13 protein-coding genes are annotated in these 17,382 nt (G+C 70.9%); 9 read left to right on the top strand and 4 right to left on the bottom strand.

Going from position 1 to position 17,382, the window contains the following annotated elements; genetic code table 11:
• Positions 1 to 2 precede the first annotated feature (2 nt).
• Positions 3 to 1,091 (bottom strand): polyprenyl synthetase family protein, encoded by a 1,089-nt coding sequence (locus tag D7X99_RS26065; RefSeq protein ID WP_121780142.1) that lies wholly within the window; start codon positions 1,089 to 1,091, stop codon positions 3 to 5.
• 123 nt (positions 1,092 to 1,214) lie between these two features.
• On the opposite strand from D7X99_RS26065, the gene D7X99_RS26070 reads away from it, so the two are divergent.
• The 6 genes from D7X99_RS26070 to D7X99_RS26095 all read left to right on the top strand — a co-directional run bounded on the left by D7X99_RS26070 (position 1,215) and on the right by D7X99_RS26095 (position 6,640).
• Positions 1,215 to 1,778 (top strand): hypothetical protein, encoded by a 564-nt coding sequence (locus D7X99_RS26070; RefSeq protein WP_169826617.1) that lies wholly within the window; start codon positions 1,215 to 1,217, stop codon positions 1,776 to 1,778.
• The gene (locus tag D7X99_RS26075; protein ID WP_121780144.1) at positions 1,775 to 2,683 is read left to right on the top strand and encodes a TIGR01777 family oxidoreductase; all 909 of its coding nucleotides are present in this window, start codon (positions 1,775 to 1,777) and stop codon (positions 2,681 to 2,683) included. The genes D7X99_RS26070 and D7X99_RS26075 overlap by 4 nt, the downstream gene beginning before the upstream one ends.
• Before the next feature lie 17 nt (positions 2,684 to 2,700).
• The gene (locus tag D7X99_RS26080; RefSeq protein WP_121780145.1) at positions 2,701 to 3,753 is read left to right on the top strand and encodes an alpha/beta hydrolase-fold protein; all 1,053 of its coding nucleotides are present in this window, start codon (positions 2,701 to 2,703) and stop codon (positions 3,751 to 3,753) included.
• Between the two features lie 257 nt (positions 3,754 to 4,010).
• Positions 4,011 to 4,610, top strand: coding sequence for a hypothetical protein (locus tag D7X99_RS26085; protein ID WP_121780146.1), 600 nt, complete (start codon positions 4,011 to 4,013; stop codon positions 4,608 to 4,610).
• Positions 4,611 to 4,719: 109 nt separating this feature from the next.
• Entirely contained in the window at positions 4,720 to 5,976 is a 1,257-nt protein-coding gene (locus tag D7X99_RS26090; RefSeq protein ID WP_121780147.1) for a metallophosphoesterase, read from the top strand.
• Between the two features lie 19 nt (positions 5,977 to 5,995).
• Positions 5,996 to 6,640: a TetR/AcrR family transcriptional regulator gene (locus D7X99_RS26095; RefSeq protein WP_120599011.1), complete on the top strand. Its 645-nt coding sequence runs from the start codon at positions 5,996 to 5,998 to the stop codon at positions 6,638 to 6,640.
• A gap of 137 nt (positions 6,641 to 6,777) precedes the next feature.
• Here D7X99_RS26095 and D7X99_RS26100 read toward each other — a convergent pair whose 3' ends face one another.
• A complete protein-coding gene (locus D7X99_RS26100; protein ID WP_121780148.1) occupies positions 6,778 to 11,382 on the bottom strand; it encodes a lamin tail domain-containing protein in 4,605 nt (1,534 codons plus the stop codon).
• Between the two features lie 238 nt (positions 11,383 to 11,620).
• On the opposite strand from D7X99_RS26100, the gene D7X99_RS26105 reads away from it, so the two are divergent.
• The 3 genes from D7X99_RS26105 to D7X99_RS26115 all read left to right on the top strand — a co-directional run bounded on the left by D7X99_RS26105 (position 11,621) and on the right by D7X99_RS26115 (position 14,787).
• Entirely contained in the window at positions 11,621 to 13,228 is a 1,608-nt protein-coding gene (locus D7X99_RS26105) for a serine/threonine-protein kinase (RefSeq protein ID WP_121780149.1), read from the top strand.
• A 75-nt stretch (positions 13,229 to 13,303) separates the two neighbouring features.
• On the top strand, positions 13,304 to 14,158 hold the full coding sequence (locus tag D7X99_RS26110) for a RimK family alpha-L-glutamate ligase (protein WP_121780150.1): 855 nt from the start codon (positions 13,304 to 13,306) through the stop codon (positions 14,156 to 14,158).
• An 89-nt stretch (positions 14,159 to 14,247) separates the two neighbouring features.
• Positions 14,248 to 14,787 carry an FHA domain-containing protein gene (locus tag D7X99_RS26115; RefSeq protein WP_121780151.1) on the top strand — a complete coding sequence of 180 codons (540 nt, stop codon included), beginning with the start codon at positions 14,248 to 14,250 and terminating at the stop codon, positions 14,785 to 14,787.
• Positions 14,788 to 14,857: 70 nt separating this feature from the next.
• Here D7X99_RS26115 and D7X99_RS26120 read toward each other — a convergent pair whose 3' ends face one another.
• Positions 14,858 to 15,580 (bottom strand): tetratricopeptide repeat protein, encoded by a 723-nt coding sequence (locus D7X99_RS26120; RefSeq protein ID WP_121780152.1) that lies wholly within the window; start codon positions 15,578 to 15,580, stop codon positions 14,858 to 14,860.
• Positions 15,549 to 17,081: a serine/threonine-protein kinase gene (locus D7X99_RS26125; RefSeq protein ID WP_121780153.1), complete on the bottom strand. Its 1,533-nt coding sequence runs from the start codon at positions 17,079 to 17,081 to the stop codon at positions 15,549 to 15,551. The genes D7X99_RS26120 and D7X99_RS26125 overlap by 32 nt, the downstream gene beginning before the upstream one ends.
• Positions 17,082 to 17,382 lie beyond the last annotated feature (301 nt).

The following is a 17,382-nucleotide window of genomic DNA, read 5'->3' on the forward strand; positions in this document are numbered from 1 at the left end:
CCTCAGGAAGCGCGACGCGACAGCCGGGTGATGAGGGCATCCAACAGGTCCCTCAGGCCATGGGGGTTGGGCAACGCCTGCAGGCTCCGCCGCGCCGAACGCGACGCACGCTCCACCGCGCGCTCACACGCCGCACGGCCACCGAAGTGCTCCACCAGCTCCCGCGCACGGGCGAGCGCCGCGTCGTCCTTGCACTCCACCGGCAGCGCCCACAGCTGCTCCAATTCCTCGCGGCCCTCGGGCGTGGCGCGCACGTACGCGGCCACCACCGGGAAGGTGCGCTTGGCCTGCATGAAGTCGCCGTCGGACGCCTTGCCCGCCACGGCCGCGTCGCCGAACAGACCGATGAGGTCGTCGCGCAGCTGGTACGCGAGCCCCACCGAGCGCCCCACCCGCTCCAGTCCCTCCAGGAGCCCCGCGTCCGCGCCGCCCAGCATCGCGCCACACACCAGCGGGGCGCAGAAGCCGTAGCGCGCCGTCTTGAGGTGCGCCACGCGCAGCGTCTGGAAGAGCGACATCTCCGCCAGCGGCACGCGCGCCAGGTCCAGGTCCAGGTACTGCCCCGCCGCCGTGTGCCGGCACACGCCCAGGTAGTAACGCGCCACGCTCGACGCTCCCGTCAGCCCCGACTCCAGCATCGCCTCCAGCGAGCGCGCGAAGAGGTGGTCCCCCATCACCACCGCCAGGTCCTCGCCCGGACGGCCCGGAGCCAGCATCCGGTGCAGCACCGGCCCGCCCCGCCGCAGCTCCGCTTGATCCGCCACGTCGTCGTGGATGAGCAGGAACGTGTGCAAGAGCTCCAGCCCCGCGGCGAAGCGCCACAGCCCCGGCGGCACCGAGGTGCTCCCACGCGCCAGCCCGTGCCCCGCCAGCACCAGCGCCGGCCTCAGCCGCTTCGCCGGCCGCAGCGCATAGGCCCTCGCCTGCGCCGCCGCGTGTGTCCAACGTGCGTCCAGGGCCTGCTCGTCCGGCAGCTCGAACAGCTGCGCGAGCGCGGCCTCCACTTCCGCCTGCACGAGCTGCAACCAGGCCTGTTCAGGAGGCCCGGCTCCGGCGGAGGGCTGCTGCACGTTGGGAAGCAGGGGGGCCATACAGCGGATCTCCGGAATCGGGAGCACGGCAGCAGCCTTCTCACCTAGAGGTAGCGTTTGCGTCCAGAGATTGTCAAGACTATGTCTAAGGTTTGTATAAACCTTGTACACGGAGGCTCCCTGATGAAGGCGTGGATCGCAGGCGCGTTGACGGTGACCCTGGCGGCGGGAAGCGCGGGTGGCGCCACCCCGGCTCCAGAGCCCGTGGACGCGACGTTAAGCACCAGCAGCGGAGAGCGGGTTCAGCTGGCCCGCTGGCGTGGGAAACCCGTCATCCTCTTCTACGAGGACAAGGACTCCACGACACTCAACGCCCCCCTGAAGGCGGAGCTGTTCACCCGGGGACGCGAGCGCGGCCTCCTGCAGAGTGCGTTCGTGGTCGCGGTGGCCAATCTGGAGAAATACGACTTCTTTCCCGCGCGGGGGATCGCCCTGTCGTACGTGCGTGACGAGGAGAAGAAGGCTGGCGTGCCCATCCTGGTGGACCTGAAGGGCACCCTGGGCCAGGAGCCCTTGAAGCTGCCCACCAAGACGTCCACGGTGATGCTGCTGGACGCGGAAGGCACGCCGGTCTACCGCCACTCCGGGCGCATGAAGCCGGAGGAGCAGGCCCGCTTCTTCACCGCCCTGAGTGAGCTGGTGGGCCAGGACCTGACCGCTGAACGAGAAAAGGAGGTCCACCCTTGAGGGTGACCTGCACGGGCGCCACCGGCTTCCTCGGTCCAGGCCTTGTCCAAGGTTTGTTGGAGGCCGGCCACACGGTGCACGTGCTCAGCCGGAACGTGGAACACGCGCTCGGCCGGCTGCCCGCCGGAGTCACGGGCTCCTATTTCGATGGGAGCACGCCGCTGTCGCCGGACGCGCTCGCGGGCGCGGAAGGCGTGGTGCACCTGGCCGGGGAGCCGGTGGACCAACGTTGGACGCATGAAGCGAAGCACCGCATCCACCTCAGCCGCGTGGAGGGCACGCGCGTGCTGGTGGAGGCGATGAAGCAGGCAGGCAGCGTGCGGCACTTCGTCTGCGCGTCGGCGGTGGGCTTCTACGGCGGCGCCCGGACGGGACAGACGCTGACGGAGGAGGATGCGCCCGGCGACGACTTCCTCGCCCGCGTGTGCCAGGGCTGGGAGGCGGAGGCCCTGCGCGCGGAGGAAGCGGGCATCCGCACGGTGCGCCTGCGTATCGGCGTGGTGCTGCACCCGGCGGGCGGCGTGCTGCACCGGATGCTGCCGGTGTTCCGCATGGGCGCGGGCGCGAAGGTGGGCAACGGCCAGCAGTACGTCAGCTGGGTGCACAGAGAGGACCTCTTCCAGCTGATGCGCTTCGCGCTGGAGCACGCCGCGCTGTCCGGCCCGGTGAACGCCACGTCACCGGAGCCCGTCACCAACGCGACCTTCGCGCACACGCTGGGCGCGGTGCTGGAGCGGCCCGCGGCGCTGTCGGTGCCGGGGTTGGTCCTCAAGGCGCGCTTCGGGGAGATGGCGCGCGTGGCGCTGGAGGGCCAGCGGGTGATGCCCCGGCGCGCGCTGGAGGCGGGCTTCCAGTTCCGCTACCCCGACCTGACCGGAGCGCTGCGCGACCTGCTGTCCCCTTAATACAGTGCGAGCCACGCATGGACGACACCCGGACGCTGGAAGCCCGCGCGCGCGAAGAAGGCACGCCGCTCATCGACGGAGACACCGCCACCTTCGTGTGGAAGGGCCCCCGGCAGGTCTTCCTCCAGGGGGACTTCCAGGACTGGCGCGGCACGCCCCTGCCGCTGGAGCGCGTGGGCAAGGGATTGTGGGCGCGCTCGCTGGCGCTGCCCGAGGACGCCTACGTCGAGTACGCGCTCCAGGACGCGAAGGGCCGCCGCGTGCGCGACGCCTTCAACCCGCGCCGCTCCGACAACGGCTTCGGCGACTTCAACCACTGCTTCTGGATGCCGAAGGGCGAAGCGACCCCGCTGGGCAAGCGCATCCGGAACGTGCCCAAGGGCCGCGTGACACGCCACCAGCTGGCGACACACGAGTGGGCCGTGGGCCAAAAGCGCGCGGTGGCCCTCTACGCGCCGCCCATGAAAGGTCCCGTACCGCTCATGGTGGTGCTGGACGGCGACGACTACCTCCAGCGCGTCCAGCTGCCCGTGGTGGTGGACAACTTGATCGCCGCGGGCCGCATGCGCCCGGTGGCCATGGCCTTCGTGTCCAACGGAGGCCCGGCCCGCACCACCGAGTACGCGTGCAGCGAGGCCACCGTGGCCTTCCTGCACCAGCGCGTGCTCCCACTGGCCCGCGAGCACCTGTCGCTGGTGGATGAGCAGCGCACGCCGGGCGCGCACGCGGTGCTGGGCTCGTCGCTGGGCGGCCTCATGGCGCTCTACGTGGCCCAGCGCCTGCCGCATGTCTTCGGCCGCGTCCTGTCCCAGTCTGGCGCCTTCTCCATCGAGGGCACCGACATGGTCGTCTTCGACCTGGCCCGGCGCACCGCCCAGCCGCCCCTCCATGTCTGGATGGACTGCGGCCGCTTCGAGGGCCTCCAGGACGGCAACCAGCGCCTCCTGCCCCTCCTCCAGGCGGCCGGGCACCGCGCCACGTACCGGACCTACAGCGGGGGCCATAATTACCCCGCGTGGCAGACCAGCCTCCCGGCCGGCCTTGAAGAAATCTTCTCGACCCCTGGATGACGCATCGCGGCGAAGCGCCGGATTTCCGTCCGGGATGAAAGCCCCCTGGAATCAAGGGGTTGGCCGGGAAGGAAGGCGGCCAAGGCCGGATGATCCAGGATTGAGAGGGGGCTCTGACGCGGCATGCGGGCGGCCGGACGGGGCCTGTGGACTGGGGGGCTACGCAACCCTGGGGAAGGACGGCCCGATAACAGATGTAGGTGCGCAACCCGGAGCGAGTACCGCGACGGGCCTTCCCCCGCGCCTGGAGTCCCCTCATGTCTCGCGTCGATGGTGGCAATCGCCCGTCCATTCCCCCGAAGCGCTCGGAGTTCGAGCGGTCCGAGCGGAGCGACGTCACGCGCGACAGCAAGCCGGGAGCCCAGGGCCGGACGCCCGCCAACCCCAACGTGCGCTCCTTCCAGGGACGCAGCGACTTCGAGCCCGCGCGCCCCACCGCCGGGCGCCCCACGCCTCCGCAGACGCAGGCCGTGAAGGCCCCGCCCTCTCCGGCGGACGCGGAGTCCATCGCCCAGGCGGACATGGAGCTGGGGCTCCTGGAGGAGTTCCCGGACGCGGACGCGCAGAGCGGCATCGCCTCCGCCATGCTGCACGCGCACGCGGACGCGCCCGTGTCGCAGAACCGCATCGTGGAGCGGCTGAAGCAGGACGGCCGCCTGGAGTCGCTCTTCGGCGAGGTCTTCCGCGAGGACAACCCGTACGTGGAGCAGCCGCACAAGAACGCCATCGTGAAGGCGCTCGACACGGCGCTCTCCCGCGGCACGGTGACCGGCGACGACCTGCGCGCCTTCTCCCGTGGCACCTACGCCCAGGAGTGGCAGCAGATCGGCGCCGCGCTGGGCACCAGCCAGAAGTAGCCGGACGCAGGGCTCCCAGGCTTCAGGCTCGGAGCCCCCTCGCCGCTTCACGCTTCTTCACGCGCATGCCGGTTGCGCCGTGGCGCGTGAACGTGAAGATGGGCCTCCCATGGTGGAAAGCCCGTTGCGCATCATCCTGTTCGTCCTCCTCGTCAGCGTCGCGTCGGTCTACGTCCACGTCTACCTGTACCGGCGCCTCTTCCGCGACACGTCCACGAACCGCGCCTGGCGCACCGCCGGCAAGGTGCTGCTGACGGCGCTGTGCGTGCCGCTGCTGCTGTCCTGGGTGGTGACGCGCATCATCCCCTCCGCGTTCATCGTCGCCGTGGCCGCGTGGACGTGGATGGGCGTCGCCGTCTACCTGCTGCTCTCCCTGGCGCTGCTGGGCGCGGTGCGCTGGCTCGTGGCGCGCACGCGTGGCCACCGGGGCGTCGCCGCGCCGCTCGCCACGCCCGCGCCGGACCCCGCCACGCCGCCGTCCCTGTCGGACCTGGCCGTCACCGTGCCGCCCCCGCCTCCCGCCGTGCCCCCCGTGGACGAAGCGCGCCGGTTGTTCCTCTCGCGGGCCACCGCGGGCAGCGCGGTGCTCGCGGCGGGCGGCCTCACCGGCTACGGCATGTGGAGCGCCTTCCATCCGCCCGTGGTCAACGAGGTCGCGGTGCGGCTGCCCGGCCTGCCCAAGGCGCTGGATGGCTTCACCCTCGTCCACATGAGCGACATCCACGTGGGCCCCATCATCCAGCGGCGCTTCATGGATGAGCTGGTGCGGCGGGCCAACGCGCTCAAGCCGGACCTGGTCGCCATCACCGGCGACCTGGTGGACGGCACGGTGGCCGACCTGCGCCACTCCGTCGCCGCGCTCCAGAACCTCCAGGCGCGCGCGGGCACGCACTTCATCACCGGCAACCACGAGTACTACTGGAACGCCAGCACCTGGGCGGACGCGCTCACCGGCCTGGGCGTCACCGTGTTGCGCAATCGTCACGTGACGATTGGCGACGCGGGCGGCGCGTTCGACCTGGTGGGCGTGGACGACTGGTCCATGCGCAACGGCCCCAAGGGCTACAACCTGGACGCCGCCATCCAGGGCCGGAATCCGGACCACGCCGCGGTGCTGCTCGCACACCAACCATCCAATTGGGATGTCGCCGCGAAGGCGGGCATGGGCTTGCAACTGTCCGGACACACTCACGGCGGGCAGTTCTTCCCGTTCACCGTCGCCGTCTCCGCCATCTGGAAGCACGACGCGGGCCTCTTCCAGGACGGCGACAACCACCTCTACGTCAGCCGGGGCACCGGTTTCTGGGGCCCGCCCCTGCGCGTCGCCGCCCCGTCTGAAATCGTTAAGGTGACGCTCCTGGCGTGAGGTGTAGATTTACCCGGAAATGAGCAAGGAACCAGCGAAGCGCGAAATCAAACAGGAGCGGGCCGCGCGAACGCGGGTCGAAATCCTGGAGGCCGCCATCAATTTGTTCGCTCGGCGGGGCTACCTGTCGACGACGATGTCGGACCTGGCGAAAGCCATCCGGATGACCCCTGGCGCGCTTTACTGGCATTTCCCTACAAAGGAAGACCTGCTCCTGGCGGCCATTGATGAATTGCATCAGCGCTACCTGATGGAGTTCGCGCCGCTGCTCGCCGAGCGCCGCGTCCTGTCCGGCCGGGAGCAGTTGGTGTTCGTGGTGTCGCGCACGTCGCAGTTCCTGCGCTACCACCGCGAATACGGCATCTTCTTCGGGATGCTGTCCGCCGAGTCCGCGGAGTCCAACGACCGCGTGGCGGAGGCGCTGCGCGACAAGATCTCCCTCTACGTGGCGGTGCTGGCGGGGATGATCCGCTTCGGCCAGAAGCGCAATGAGTTCCGCCAGGAGGTAGACCCGCTGCACATGGCCCACACGATGATGGGCGGCTACCTGGGCATCCTGCTGCACCACAACCTGTTCCGCGCCGCCGTGAACTACGACCCGCTGATGGCGTCGTTGGATCAGATCCTCTCCGGCGGCCTCCACGTGCGCGGCCCCATGGGCTGATGCGCTGACCCCACCGGGCCGGGCGGCCCGGAAGAACAGACGCCCGGTCCCCCATGCGAGGGGACCGGGCGTTTTTCATTTCAGGGAGGCTTCAGCCCCCGCTCCCCCGGTGAGGGGAGCGGGGCGGGATGCCGGGACTACGGCATCTCGACGGGGCTCGACGCGTTCTGCGGCTGACGCGCCGTGCGCTGCACGAAGTCCGCCGCGTTGTCGTCCGTGTCCTGGCCGTTGCCGGCGAGCTCGTCGTCGCCGCCCACGCCCATGGTGGTGGAGGTGGAGGTCGCCCGGGCCTTGCGCTCCAGGCTGCCGCCGGACGCGGGGTGCGCCGGCGCGGCATGGCCGCCTTCAGGGGCCGCGGCGGTGCCGTAGCCCAGGGTGTCGACGGCGTTCACGTCGACGTCCGCCTCACCGAGGGCGGCCGTTCCGATGCGCACGTGGCCGCCGGCCGTCACGCTGGCGGACGAGTTGAACCCGTACGTCGTATCCCCCTTCACGGTCGCGTCCGTGGGGTAGCCACCACCGACCAGCAGGTAGTAGCCGTGCGCCTTGATGACCGCGCCCGCGGGCAGGGTGTACGTCTGACCGTACTTGGAGGTCGCGCCCGCGGCCCGGTACTGGAGCTTCCAGCCGCTCATGTCGACCACCGCGCTCGTGGGGTTGTAGAGCTCCACGAACTCATCCGTCGCGCTGGCGGAGGTGCCGCCGCAGAACTCGCTGATGACGACGTGGCCCTGCACCGCGGCCACCGTCACGGTCGACTCCTTCGTCACGCCCTGGAAGGACGCGGTGAGCGTGCCGGTGCCCGTCGTCTGCGTGGCGGTGAAGACGACCGTGGCGGTCGTCTGACCCTCCGGCACCGTCACCGTCGAGGCCGACAGCGAGCCCAGCTCCGAGGGCGCGAACGCCACGTCCACGGCCGCGCCGCCCGCGGGGGCCTTGCGGTCCAGCGTAACGGTGAACGTCTGCGTCGTGCCCACCGTCACCGTCGCCGTGCCCGGCGTGACGCTGGCGAGCTTCGCGGGAGGAGGCAGCACGGTCAGCTGCGCCGAGCGCGTGATGCCGTTGAGCGAGGCGGACACCGCGCCCGTCCCCTCTCCCTCCGCGGCGGCGGTGAACGTCACCGTCGCCGTCGTCTCGCCCGCGCCCACCGTCACCGACGTGGCGGACAGCGCGCCGAAGGGCGTGGCCGGCGAGGTCAGCGCCAGCAGCACCTGCACGGGCTCGACCGGAACGGACGCCAGCGTCACCGTGAACACCTGCTGCGCGCCCGCGTTCACCGTGGCGGGGGACGGGGTGAGCGATGCAAGCCGCGGCACATCCGTAATGACGTTCACCGTGGCGCCCAGCCCGCCCGCCGCCACCATGCCGGTCCCGGTGCTGCTCTCATCCACGGTCAGGTCGAAGGTCGCCGTCAGCGCGTCCGCCGTCACGTTCTCGGCCGTGATGGTGCCGAAGCCCGCGGGCGACACGGTCGCGTTCAGCGTCGTTCCCTCCGGCACCGGCCGGTCGAACGTCACGGTGAAGCGCAAGGTGCCGCCGGGCGCCACCGCCGCCGTCGCCGGGGTGAGGTCCGTGGCGATGACCGACTCGCCCGCCCCCAGCACGCGCAGCGCGGTCGTCAGGCTGGACGTGCCCAGCGTCGCGGTGAGGGTCACCGAGGCCGCCGCCGCCTTCGCGTCCAGCGCCACCGTGGCGCTCGTCTGGCCGGCCGGAATCACCATCTGCCCGCCCACCGCGGACAGGGCCGCCGCGTCGCTGGAGGAAATGGTCACGGTGACGTCCACCGGGTAGGCGTTCGCCATCGTCACGGTGAGGGGCTGCGGAATCGCCTGGGTGCCGCCCACGCGCGCGAAGCCGCCGGACGTGAACGCCGTCAGCGCCGGCAGGGGCGGCAGCGGGATGACCATGTCGGCCGCGCTCCGGGGCAGGACCTTGTGGTCGCTGAAGCCGAACGTGAGCACGCCACGCAGCGTGATGTACTCCGTGCCCAGCACCTGCGTGGGGTAGGCGAAGGCCTGGTCGTCCACCATCAGGCCCGAGGACGCCGGGTTGCCGGACTTGTTCTCGTCCACGATGAACTCGCGGTTGGTGTTCTCCAGGCGGGTGTTGAAGACGTTGCGGACCTCCACCAGCGCGCCCTCCAGCGCCTTCGCCTTCGGGCCATTGGTGCGGATGTCCTCCGTGCGCACCACCACCGGAGCCGGCAGCGGGTTGGCCGCGCTGTGCTTCGTCACCTTGCCGTCAGTCACCTCCAGCAGGCCGAAGTAGTCCTTCAGCAGGCCCTCCACGCGGATGTTGTCGCCCACCGCGACGTCGGCCTTGGGGCTGTAGATGAAGAGGCCGGAGTTCTCCGCGCCCTTGCCCGCCGGGTAGTTCGCCACCTGCACCCAGTAGCCATTGGCCGCCTTCGCATCCACCGCGGTCACCACCACGTCGTCCACCGCCACCTTGGAGCCCACCAGCGACTGGTTGCCGAAGCGGGGCGTCACCTTCACGTCGTAGACGGTGGTGGCGCACGCGGCGCCGGCGGGGTTGGCCACCGGGCACGCGTCACACGCATCGCCCACACCGTCGCCGTCCGTGTCCTTCTGGTCCGGGTTGGCCACCAGCGGGCAGTTGTCGGTGGTGCTGGTGATGCCGTCGTAGTCGAAGTCGGACGGGTCCGCGACCGAGCACGTGGCCGCGTCATTCGGGCAGCCGTCGCACAGGTCGCCCTTGCCGTCGCCGTCCGTGTCCTTCTGGTCCGCGTTGGCCACGAAGGGGCAGTTGTCCTTCCAGGTGGCCACGCCGTCGTGGTCGTCGTCATCGCCGCGGAAGGCCTGGCACGCGGTGGTGCCGGCCTCCAGGGGGCACGGGTCGCACGCGTCACCCACGCCGTCGCCGTCCGTGTCCACCTGCCGCCCGTTGTCCATGGGGCGCACGGGGTTGAAGATGGTGGGGCAGTTGTCGACGGCGTCCTCGATGCCGTCCGCGTCCGCGTCCGCCGCGCTCGCCACGCCCGTGTAGACAGTGGAGCCGTTGACAGCGGCCGCCGGGAAGGAGGTGTTCACCGCGCTGCGAGAAGGCTCGCAGGTGGGCTCGTTCTGCGGGGTGCCGCACGCGAACAGCGGGTAGAGGCCCTGGGTGTCCGGGGAGCCCTGGAACTCCACCAGCGTCTTGCCAATCTCCGACTTCACGCACGCGGCCTTCTGGGTGCCGCACACGTCCAGCGCGTCGCAGGCGTCCGTGCCCTTGAGGCCGTCCACCAGCGCCTGGTCACCGAAGAGCGGCTTGCCGCCGCGCACCGTCAGCACCACGTCCTGCGGCTGCGCGGTGATGACCGCGCGGAACGGCGAGGCCGCGTTCGTGCCCACGCGGAAGATGGCCAGGTCCGCCATCTTGCCCGGGGCGATGCGGCCCACGCGCTCATAGATGTCCACCACGTCCGCGGCGTTGGCCGTGACCATGCGCCACAGGTCCTCGTCCGTGAAGGTCTTGGCGTAGCGCGTGGTGTTGAGGTGGTCCGCGCAGGCCAGCTCGCGCAGGATGTTCATGGAGCCGGAGCGGATCCAGTCGGTCCCCAGGGAGATGGAGGCGCCCATCCGCTTGTAGGTCGTCACCATCGCCGTGTCGCCGTACAGCGAGATGTTGGAGCGCGGCGACCAGACCAGGCCCGTGCCGTGCGCCACCATCTGCGAAATCTCCACCGCGGTGAGACCCACGCCGTGGATGATGGCCGAGCGCGGGAACAGCACGTTGCCGGCGCCCGTGGACAGGCAGCGGAACTCGTTCTGCGCCGTGGACGCGATGCCCTCCGCGATGTGCGGCAGGTACGCGGACGTGCGGCCGGTGATGGTCGCCGAGGACGGGAACGAGGAGTAGGAGCAGGAATCCGTCAGCGTGCTGCCGTTGCTGTCACCCAGCGGGAAGGTGTCCGAGTCCGCGTACGCCTCCCCCAGCCCCTCCTGCTGAGCGACGGCGGACACGTCCAGGTTGCGCAGGAAACCGAGCTGCCCGCCCGCGCCCGCGATGGAGGTGGTGCCCGCCATCACCTGGCGCAACTCCGACCAGCGGATCGCATCCGCCTTGGAGTTGGACTTGTTGTCCAGCGCGGTGTGGTTGTTCTTGCCCGTGCGCCAGTCGTGGCGGTGCTCGTAGCGCTCCACGCTGGTGCCCGCCAGCGGCGAGCCCGGGTAGGTGATGTGGTCGTGCGGGTTGATGAGGCCCGGGGAGATGACGCCCGTGGGGCACGTCACCACCGTGGCCTCCGCCGCGCCGGCCGCCTTCGAGCAGTCACACTCGGAGCAGGTGATGACGCCCTGTGCGTCCACCAGCACCTGGCCGCCCACCAGCGTCTGGCCGTCCTTGAGCACGATGCCCGTGAAGAGCTTGCCCGCCGTGCCCGCCTTCGTCACCTCACAGGTGGCGCCGTTCGCCAGCGGCGCGGGAGGCGTGGCCCAACACTGAACCGTCTGGGCGGTCGTGACGGTACAGTCCGCCTCACACCCGTCACCACCCGTGGTGTTGCCGTCGTCGCACGCCTCCGTGGGTGCCTTGACGCCGTCACCGCACTTCGCACCCGGGAGGGTGCAGTTCGCTTCGCACCCGTCACCACCGTTGGTGTTGCCGTCATCGCACTGCTCGGCGCCTTCCCTCTTTCCATCACCACAGACCGCATTGACCTCTGGGTCCGAACTACAGGCACTGCCGAACAGAAGGACCGCGCCCAGGGCGGCCAGCAATAAACGGGGGGAGCTGCGCATGAAGCCTCCTGCCCGAAGGCAGTGCCGTGAAGAAAGAACGGGTGCGACGAGGAAAGCCCCCCGTGCCTCGCATGCCGCCTGGGACGGGGGTGCAACATTTCAGCGATACCTGACCCCTGAAGTCCACTTCGTGGGGCGCCAAGGGCCTCCCGTGTGGCGGAAGGTATGGTAGGAGCACACCCAACGTGTGGGGGAGCAGGCGGATGACGCGCCCTGCCACGTTCTAGAGTGGGGGGACATGATTACCCGGAATCCATCCAGCACCGTGTCGCGCTTCCTGGACTCGCACCTGCGGCGGGACGCGCAGGCCCGCGAGCTGTCCGTGGCGCGCTTCATGAGCATCCTGTCCGCCATCTGCGTGGTGGTGGCCGCGGCGCTGGGGCCCGCGATGGGCTGGGACCTGACGCTCGCGCTGATGGGGCTGTCCGCGGTGCTGTCGGGCTACTACGGCTGCATGTGGTGGGTGTTGCGCTCCGGCGCGTTCCACCCGGCCATCCCGTGGCTGAACGTCTTCATTGAAGTGAGCATCCCCGCGGTGGTGCTGGCGTTCGACCTGCACTTCAAGGGCCCCGTGTACGCGCTCACCGCGCCCACGCTGGTCATCTGGGGCACGCTGGTGACGCTGGCGGGACTGCGCAGCAACCCGCGCCTGGGGCTGGCCGCGGGCGCGCTGGTGGCGGCGGAGTACCTGGCGCTCTACTTCGGCTTCGTGCGGCCGCTGTTGCCGGAGGAGCCGCTCGTCACGCTGGGGCCGCTGTTCATCTGCGTGCGCGCGTTCTTCTTCGTGGCCACCGGCGCGCTGACGGCGACGCTGGCGCGGCACTTCCTGGAGCGCACTCGGAGCGCGCTCGCGGCGCTGCGCGAACAGGAGGTCATGGGCAAGTACGTGCTGCATGAGCGCGTGGGCGCGGGCGGCATGGCGGAGGTGTACCGGGCCACGTACTCGCCGGAGGGCGGCTTCGAGAAGCAGGTGGCCCTGAAGCGCATCCTGCCGTCGTACGCGGACGACGCGGCGTTCGTGACCATGTTCCGGCGCGAGGCGGAGCTGTGCTCGTCGCTCTACCACCCCAACATCGTCCAGGTGTTCGACCTGGGCCGCCACGGCGGCACCTACTTCCTGGCCATGGAGTACGTGGACGGGCTGCCCATGAGCGCGCTGCTCAAGCCGCGGAACCGCCGGCCGCTGCCCATGTCCGCCGCGACGTTCCTGGCCGCGGAGCTGGCGGGCGCGCTGGACTACCTGCACCGGCGCACCAGCGCGGACGGCGTGCCCCTGCGGCTGGTCCACCGCGACCTGAATCCGCCCAACATCCTGGTGTCTCGCATTGGAGAGGTGAAGCTGTCGGACTTCGGCATCGCGCGGGACGCGATGCGCGCGAACCTCACGGTGGCCGGCAGCGTGCGCGGCAAGCTGGGCTACATGGCGCCGGAGCAGGCCATGGGCAAGGACATCGACGGGAGAGCGGACCTCTTCGCCCTGGGGCTCACGCTGCACGAGGCCCTCACCGGCCGGCGCGCGCTGAGCGGCCACTCGGAGGAGGTGCTGCTGCGCGCGGCGGTGGACCAGGAGGTCGTCCCGCCCTCGCAGCTCAACCCCGCGGTGCCGCTGGCGTTGGACCTCATCGTCATGCAGCTGCTCCACAAGGACCCGGAGAAGCGCACGCCCAACGGCGCGGCGCTGCGGCAGCAGCTGCTGGCGCTGGAAGGCCCCGCGGCCCCCTTCCCTCACGGCCAGGGAGAGCTGGGGCGGGTGGCGCGCGAGGCGAAGGCGCTGACGGAGCAGCTGACGCAGGAGACAGTGGAGACGTCGGCCGTGGGGAAGCCGTCCCTCGCGCGGATGGCGTGACGCGGGGCGTGGCTGCGCGGGGCACGGGAGCGCGTTAGAACGCGGCGCGTTTCCTGTCGCCTGGAGCCCGCCGCCTTGGACATCGCCGTCATCACCTACGCCGGACTGCCTCGGATGAACCCGCTGGACGCGCCGCTGGTGCCCGCGCTGCGGGCGCTGGGCCTGGACGCACGGCCGGTCATCTGGGACGACCCCTCCGTGGATTGGAGCCGCGTCCGCGCGGCGGTGGTGCGCAACGCCTGGGACAGCCACCTGCGCCGCGAGGAGTTCCTCGCCTGGGCGGACCGCGTGGGCAGCGTCACGCGCCTGTTCAACCCGGCGGACGTGCTCCGGTGGAACACGCACAAGGGCTATCTGAAGACGCTGGAGGCGCGCGGCCTGCCGCTGACGCCCACCGTCTGGGTGCCGCCCGGCGGGACGCTGGACGTGGCGGCGACGGCGCGCGAGCGCGGCTGGGACGCGGTGGTGCTCAAGCCCGCGGTGGCGGCGGGCGGGCTCAAGGTCTTCATCGTCCGGCGCGAGCAGTGGGACGACGCGAGCGCGAAGGTGGCGGAGCTGGCGAAGGAGGGCGACGTGATGGTGCAGCCCTACCTGCGCGCCTTCGAGACGGAGGGCGAGCGCTCGTACATCTTCTTCAACGGCGTCTTCAGCCACGCGGTGCGCCGCCCGCCCACGCTGACCACCGCACCCCGGGGCTTCGCGGAGCCGCACGGCTTCACGCCGGACAACGCGGCGGAGCAGCAGCTGGCGCACGAGGTGATGGAGGCGTCCGGGGGCGCGCGGCTGTTGTACGCGCGCGTGGACGTGGCCACGGACAACGAAGGGCGCACCCGGCTGCAGGAGGTGGAGGTGACGGAGCCGTGCCTCTTCCTGCCCATGGACGCGGGCGCGGCGGAGCGGATGGCGAAGGCCGTCGTTGCCCGGTTGTAGCCTTTCGGGTCGCCCCATTCGCCCACTCGTGGACACCTGGGAGGCCGTCAGGGCGACGCGAAAGCGGCGGATGGGGTTATGAATGGGCCATGCGAGCCCTGTTGCTCTCGCTGCTCATCCGGCAGCACATGGCACTCAAAGAGAAGTTCAACGCCAAGTACCCGCACGCGTGGCTGGTGTGGGAGGCGGGCGCGTGGAACGTCCCCGAGGAGCAGAACGTGGCGGCCACGCGGCTGCCCATGATGGACCTGCGCGACTGCCTGCCCGCGGGCGACGCGCTGTGCTTCGAGCTGATGGGGGTGGCGGACCGCGGCCCCCTGAAGCTGGGGCGCGCATCGCACAACACCTTCGTCGTCAACGACGCCACGGTGTCTCGCGAGCAGTTCGCCCTGCACCCCTCGCCGGACGGCGGCTGGAAGGTGGAGCGGCTGGCGCAGTCCCGGCCGGTGACGGTGAACGGCGAGGCGCTGGAGGCGGAACAACCGCGCCTCCTGAGCACGGGCGACGAGCTGAAGGTGGGCGACGTGCGCCTCACCTTCCACGACGCCCCGTCGTTCCACGCGCGCATCGGCCGCATCGCCGCGCAGGTGCTGGCGCAGGCCGCCGCGCCGCCACCGCCGCAGCGCTGAGGCCCGCACGGGCTGCCTCGCCCGCGCCGCGGAAGCGTGTCGTGAACGTCGGGCGGCGCTGGCAGGCCGCCTACCGCCCCACGGTGCCGAGCGTCGTGTCCCGGGGATTCGGCGCCGTGGCGAGCCACACCGCGCCGCCCGCGAGCAGCGCCACCGCGCCCGCGCCCGCCCAGACGTACCAGCGGCGCGTCCACGGCTTGGAGGCGCCCGCATCCGTCTGCACGGACGCGTCCGGCACCTGCATGGCCAGGGCTTCCGAGGCCCCGTTCTTCTCCCGCGCGGCGGACGGATTCGCGGCGAGCCTCGCCTCGTTGGCGCGTGCCTCCGCCAGCGCGGCCTGCTCCCGCGCCTTCTGAAGCTCGCGGTCCCTGGCGAAGCGCTCGCGCTCCCGGCGCTGCTCCTCCTGGACGCGCACCTTCGCGTCCATCTCCGCGATGAGCTCGCGCACCACGTCCGCGTTGGCCGGCTCCCCCTGCGACAGCGACAGGTAGCGCCGGTAGAAGAAGGACGCGCGCGACGGGTTGTTCAGCTGCCGGTGGCACTGCGCGATGTTGAAGAGGAACGCGGGCAGCGGCTTGAGGCGGTACGCCTCGCTGAAGGCCTTGAGCGCCCGGTCGAACTCGCCCAGGTCGTACGCCAGGTTGCCCTCGGAGAACTTCTCCCGCGCCGGGTCGTCCGCGGCGGTCGCCGTCGCCTCCGCCGCCACCGCCGGGAACGGCGTCCCCAGCGCGAGCGCGAGCGCCAGGCTCAGGGCCTTGGGCTCACTGCGACGCGAACGGATCAATGACCGCATCCCGGCTTCCTCCCTTGCGGCCCGGCCCACGCGCGGGGGCTCGGCGCGGCCCCGCGCTCGCCTTCACGAGCGGCACGGACAGCTCCGCGGCGGCGGCATCCTGCTTCAGCTCCACCGTCCGCTCCAGCGGAACGTAGCCCGCGAGCTCCACGCGCAGCTGCGGCGGCACGGCCTTCCGGGTCAGCGCCTTCGTCAGCGGCGTGACGCCCAGCTCCTCGCCGGTGTCCACGCGCACCACCTTCGCGCCCGGCGGCGACGAGTGCACCGTGAGCGTCACCGGATCCGCCGCGCCCGCCACCGGCGCCACCTGGGCGGCCAACTCCGTGACGGACGCCACCGCCACCGGAGCCTCCCCGGCATGAGAGGCGCGCATCGAGTGCAGCCCCTTCCAAGTCGTGATGCCAGACACCAGCGCGAGCGCCGCCAGCCCCACGGACACCTGGAGCCGCCGGGAGCGCAGCAGGCCCGGCACCCGCATGCGCAGGGTGGGCCGCTCCGCCTCCTCCACCACCAGCGCCTCCGTGCGCGGCTCCGGGGCCGGCGCGGTGGGCATCAGGAGCAGCGCCGTGGTGACCTCCGCCAACTGCTGGGGCCGTCCTTCCGGCTCCTTCGCCAGGCAGCGCATCACCAGCTGCGCCAGCTCCGGCGGCACGCGCTCGCCCGAAGGCAGGTGCGACGGCAGCGGCGGCGGCGGCTGGGTGATGATCTGCACCACCAGCTGCCCGAAGGCGGACGCCAGGAAGGGCGGGTGGCCGGAGAGCATCTCGTAGAGGATGTTGCCCACCGCGTAGATGTCCGCGCGCCCGTCCACCGGCAGCCCCGCGGCCTGCTCCGGCGCCATGTACGCGGGCGTGCCGATGATGGTCCCGTCCAGCGTGCCGGTGAGGCTCACGCCCGTCTGCGTGGTGATGAGCTTCGCCACGCCGAAGTCCAACACCTTCACGAAGTCCCGCTGCCCGGAGCGCTGCGTGATGAAGAGGTTGTCCGGCTTGATGTCCCGGTGCACCACGCCCACCTGATGGGCCGCGCCCAGCGCCGCGCACACCTGCACGCCCATGCGCTGCACGCGCTCCAGCGTCAGCCCCTCTTCCTTCAAGAGCGCCGCCAGGCTCTGCCCGCGCAACAGCTCCATCACGCAGTAGACGTGCCCGTCGGGCGACTCGTCCACGAAGTCGAAGACCTCCACGATGTGCTCGTGGTTGATCTGATTGACGGTGCGCGCCTCCTGGAAGAAGCGCTGCACGAACGAGCTGTCCCGCGCGTGCTCCGGCTTGAGCACCTTGAGCGCCACCTGGCGTCCCAGCCGCACGTGCCGCGCCTGGAACACGCGGCCCATGGACCCTTCGCCCAGCAGCTTCTCCAGCTGGTAGTTGCCCAGCACCGCGCCTTCCTGCGCCTCCTGTCCGACCGGCGACATCACGACTGGCGCTCCGCCACCGTCGGTCACGGCGTCACCCGATTCGGACAGGACTGTGTGTGCGAAGAGGTCGTCGGTGCCCATGGGGGGATCAGGTTTCCATGCCCGGGCGACCCTGCAACCCACGGGAGGGCATCAATCGCGCGCGAAGCGGAAAAACTTTCGACACGTGACGATTCACCCGCCGTGTACCGGATGGACAGGTGGCATGTACGGCGGCCACGCACCTTGAGTCCACGGACATTGAAATACTTCTCCATACAGCCCACTCCCGTCCAAATCCCCCAGCGCACGATGGTCGCCGCTTGGATGCGGCGGGTCAACGTGGGCGGAGGTCGTCAGGCACCGGGGGGCACGCGGAGTGTTCCCGTTCGTGTTCCCGCTG

The organism is Corallococcus sp. AB032C, assembly GCF_003668935.1.
Classification (GTDB): Bacteria; Myxococcota; Myxococcia; order Myxococcales; family Myxococcaceae; genus Corallococcus; species Corallococcus exiguus.

Excerpts from the sequence above, each read along its gene's own strand:
- D7X99_RS26085 (WP_121780146.1), top strand. The coding sequence starts at position 4,011 with ATGTCTCGCGTCGATGGTGGCAATCGCCCGTCCATTCCCCCGAAGCGC.
- D7X99_RS26080 (WP_121780145.1), top strand. The coding sequence starts at position 2,701 with ATGGACGACACCCGGACGCTGGAAGCCCGCGCGCGCGAAGAAGGCACG.
- D7X99_RS26100 (WP_121780148.1), bottom strand. The coding sequence starts at position 11,382 with ATGCGCAGCTCCCCCCGTTTATTGCTGGCCGCCCTGGGCGCGGTCCTT.
- D7X99_RS26105 (WP_121780149.1), top strand. The coding sequence starts at position 11,621 with ATGATTACCCGGAATCCATCCAGCACCGTGTCGCGCTTCCTGGACTCG.
- D7X99_RS26090 (WP_121780147.1), top strand. The coding sequence starts at position 4,720 with ATGGTGGAAAGCCCGTTGCGCATCATCCTGTTCGTCCTCCTCGTCAGC.
- D7X99_RS26070 (WP_169826617.1), top strand. The coding sequence starts at position 1,215 with ATGAAGGCGTGGATCGCAGGCGCGTTGACGGTGACCCTGGCGGCGGGA.
- D7X99_RS26115 (WP_121780151.1), top strand. The coding sequence starts at position 14,248 with ATGCGAGCCCTGTTGCTCTCGCTGCTCATCCGGCAGCACATGGCACTC.
- D7X99_RS26095 (WP_120599011.1), top strand. The coding sequence starts at position 5,996 with ATGAGCAAGGAACCAGCGAAGCGCGAAATCAAACAGGAGCGGGCCGCG.
- D7X99_RS26120 (WP_121780152.1), bottom strand. The coding sequence starts at position 15,580 with ATGCGGTCATTGATCCGTTCGCGTCGCAGTGAGCCCAAGGCCCTGAGC.
- D7X99_RS26065 (WP_121780142.1), bottom strand. The coding sequence starts at position 1,091 with ATGGCCCCCCTGCTTCCCAACGTGCAGCAGCCCTCCGCCGGAGCCGGG.
- D7X99_RS26125 (WP_121780153.1), bottom strand. The coding sequence starts at position 17,081 with ATGGGCACCGACGACCTCTTCGCACACACAGTCCTGTCCGAATCGGGT.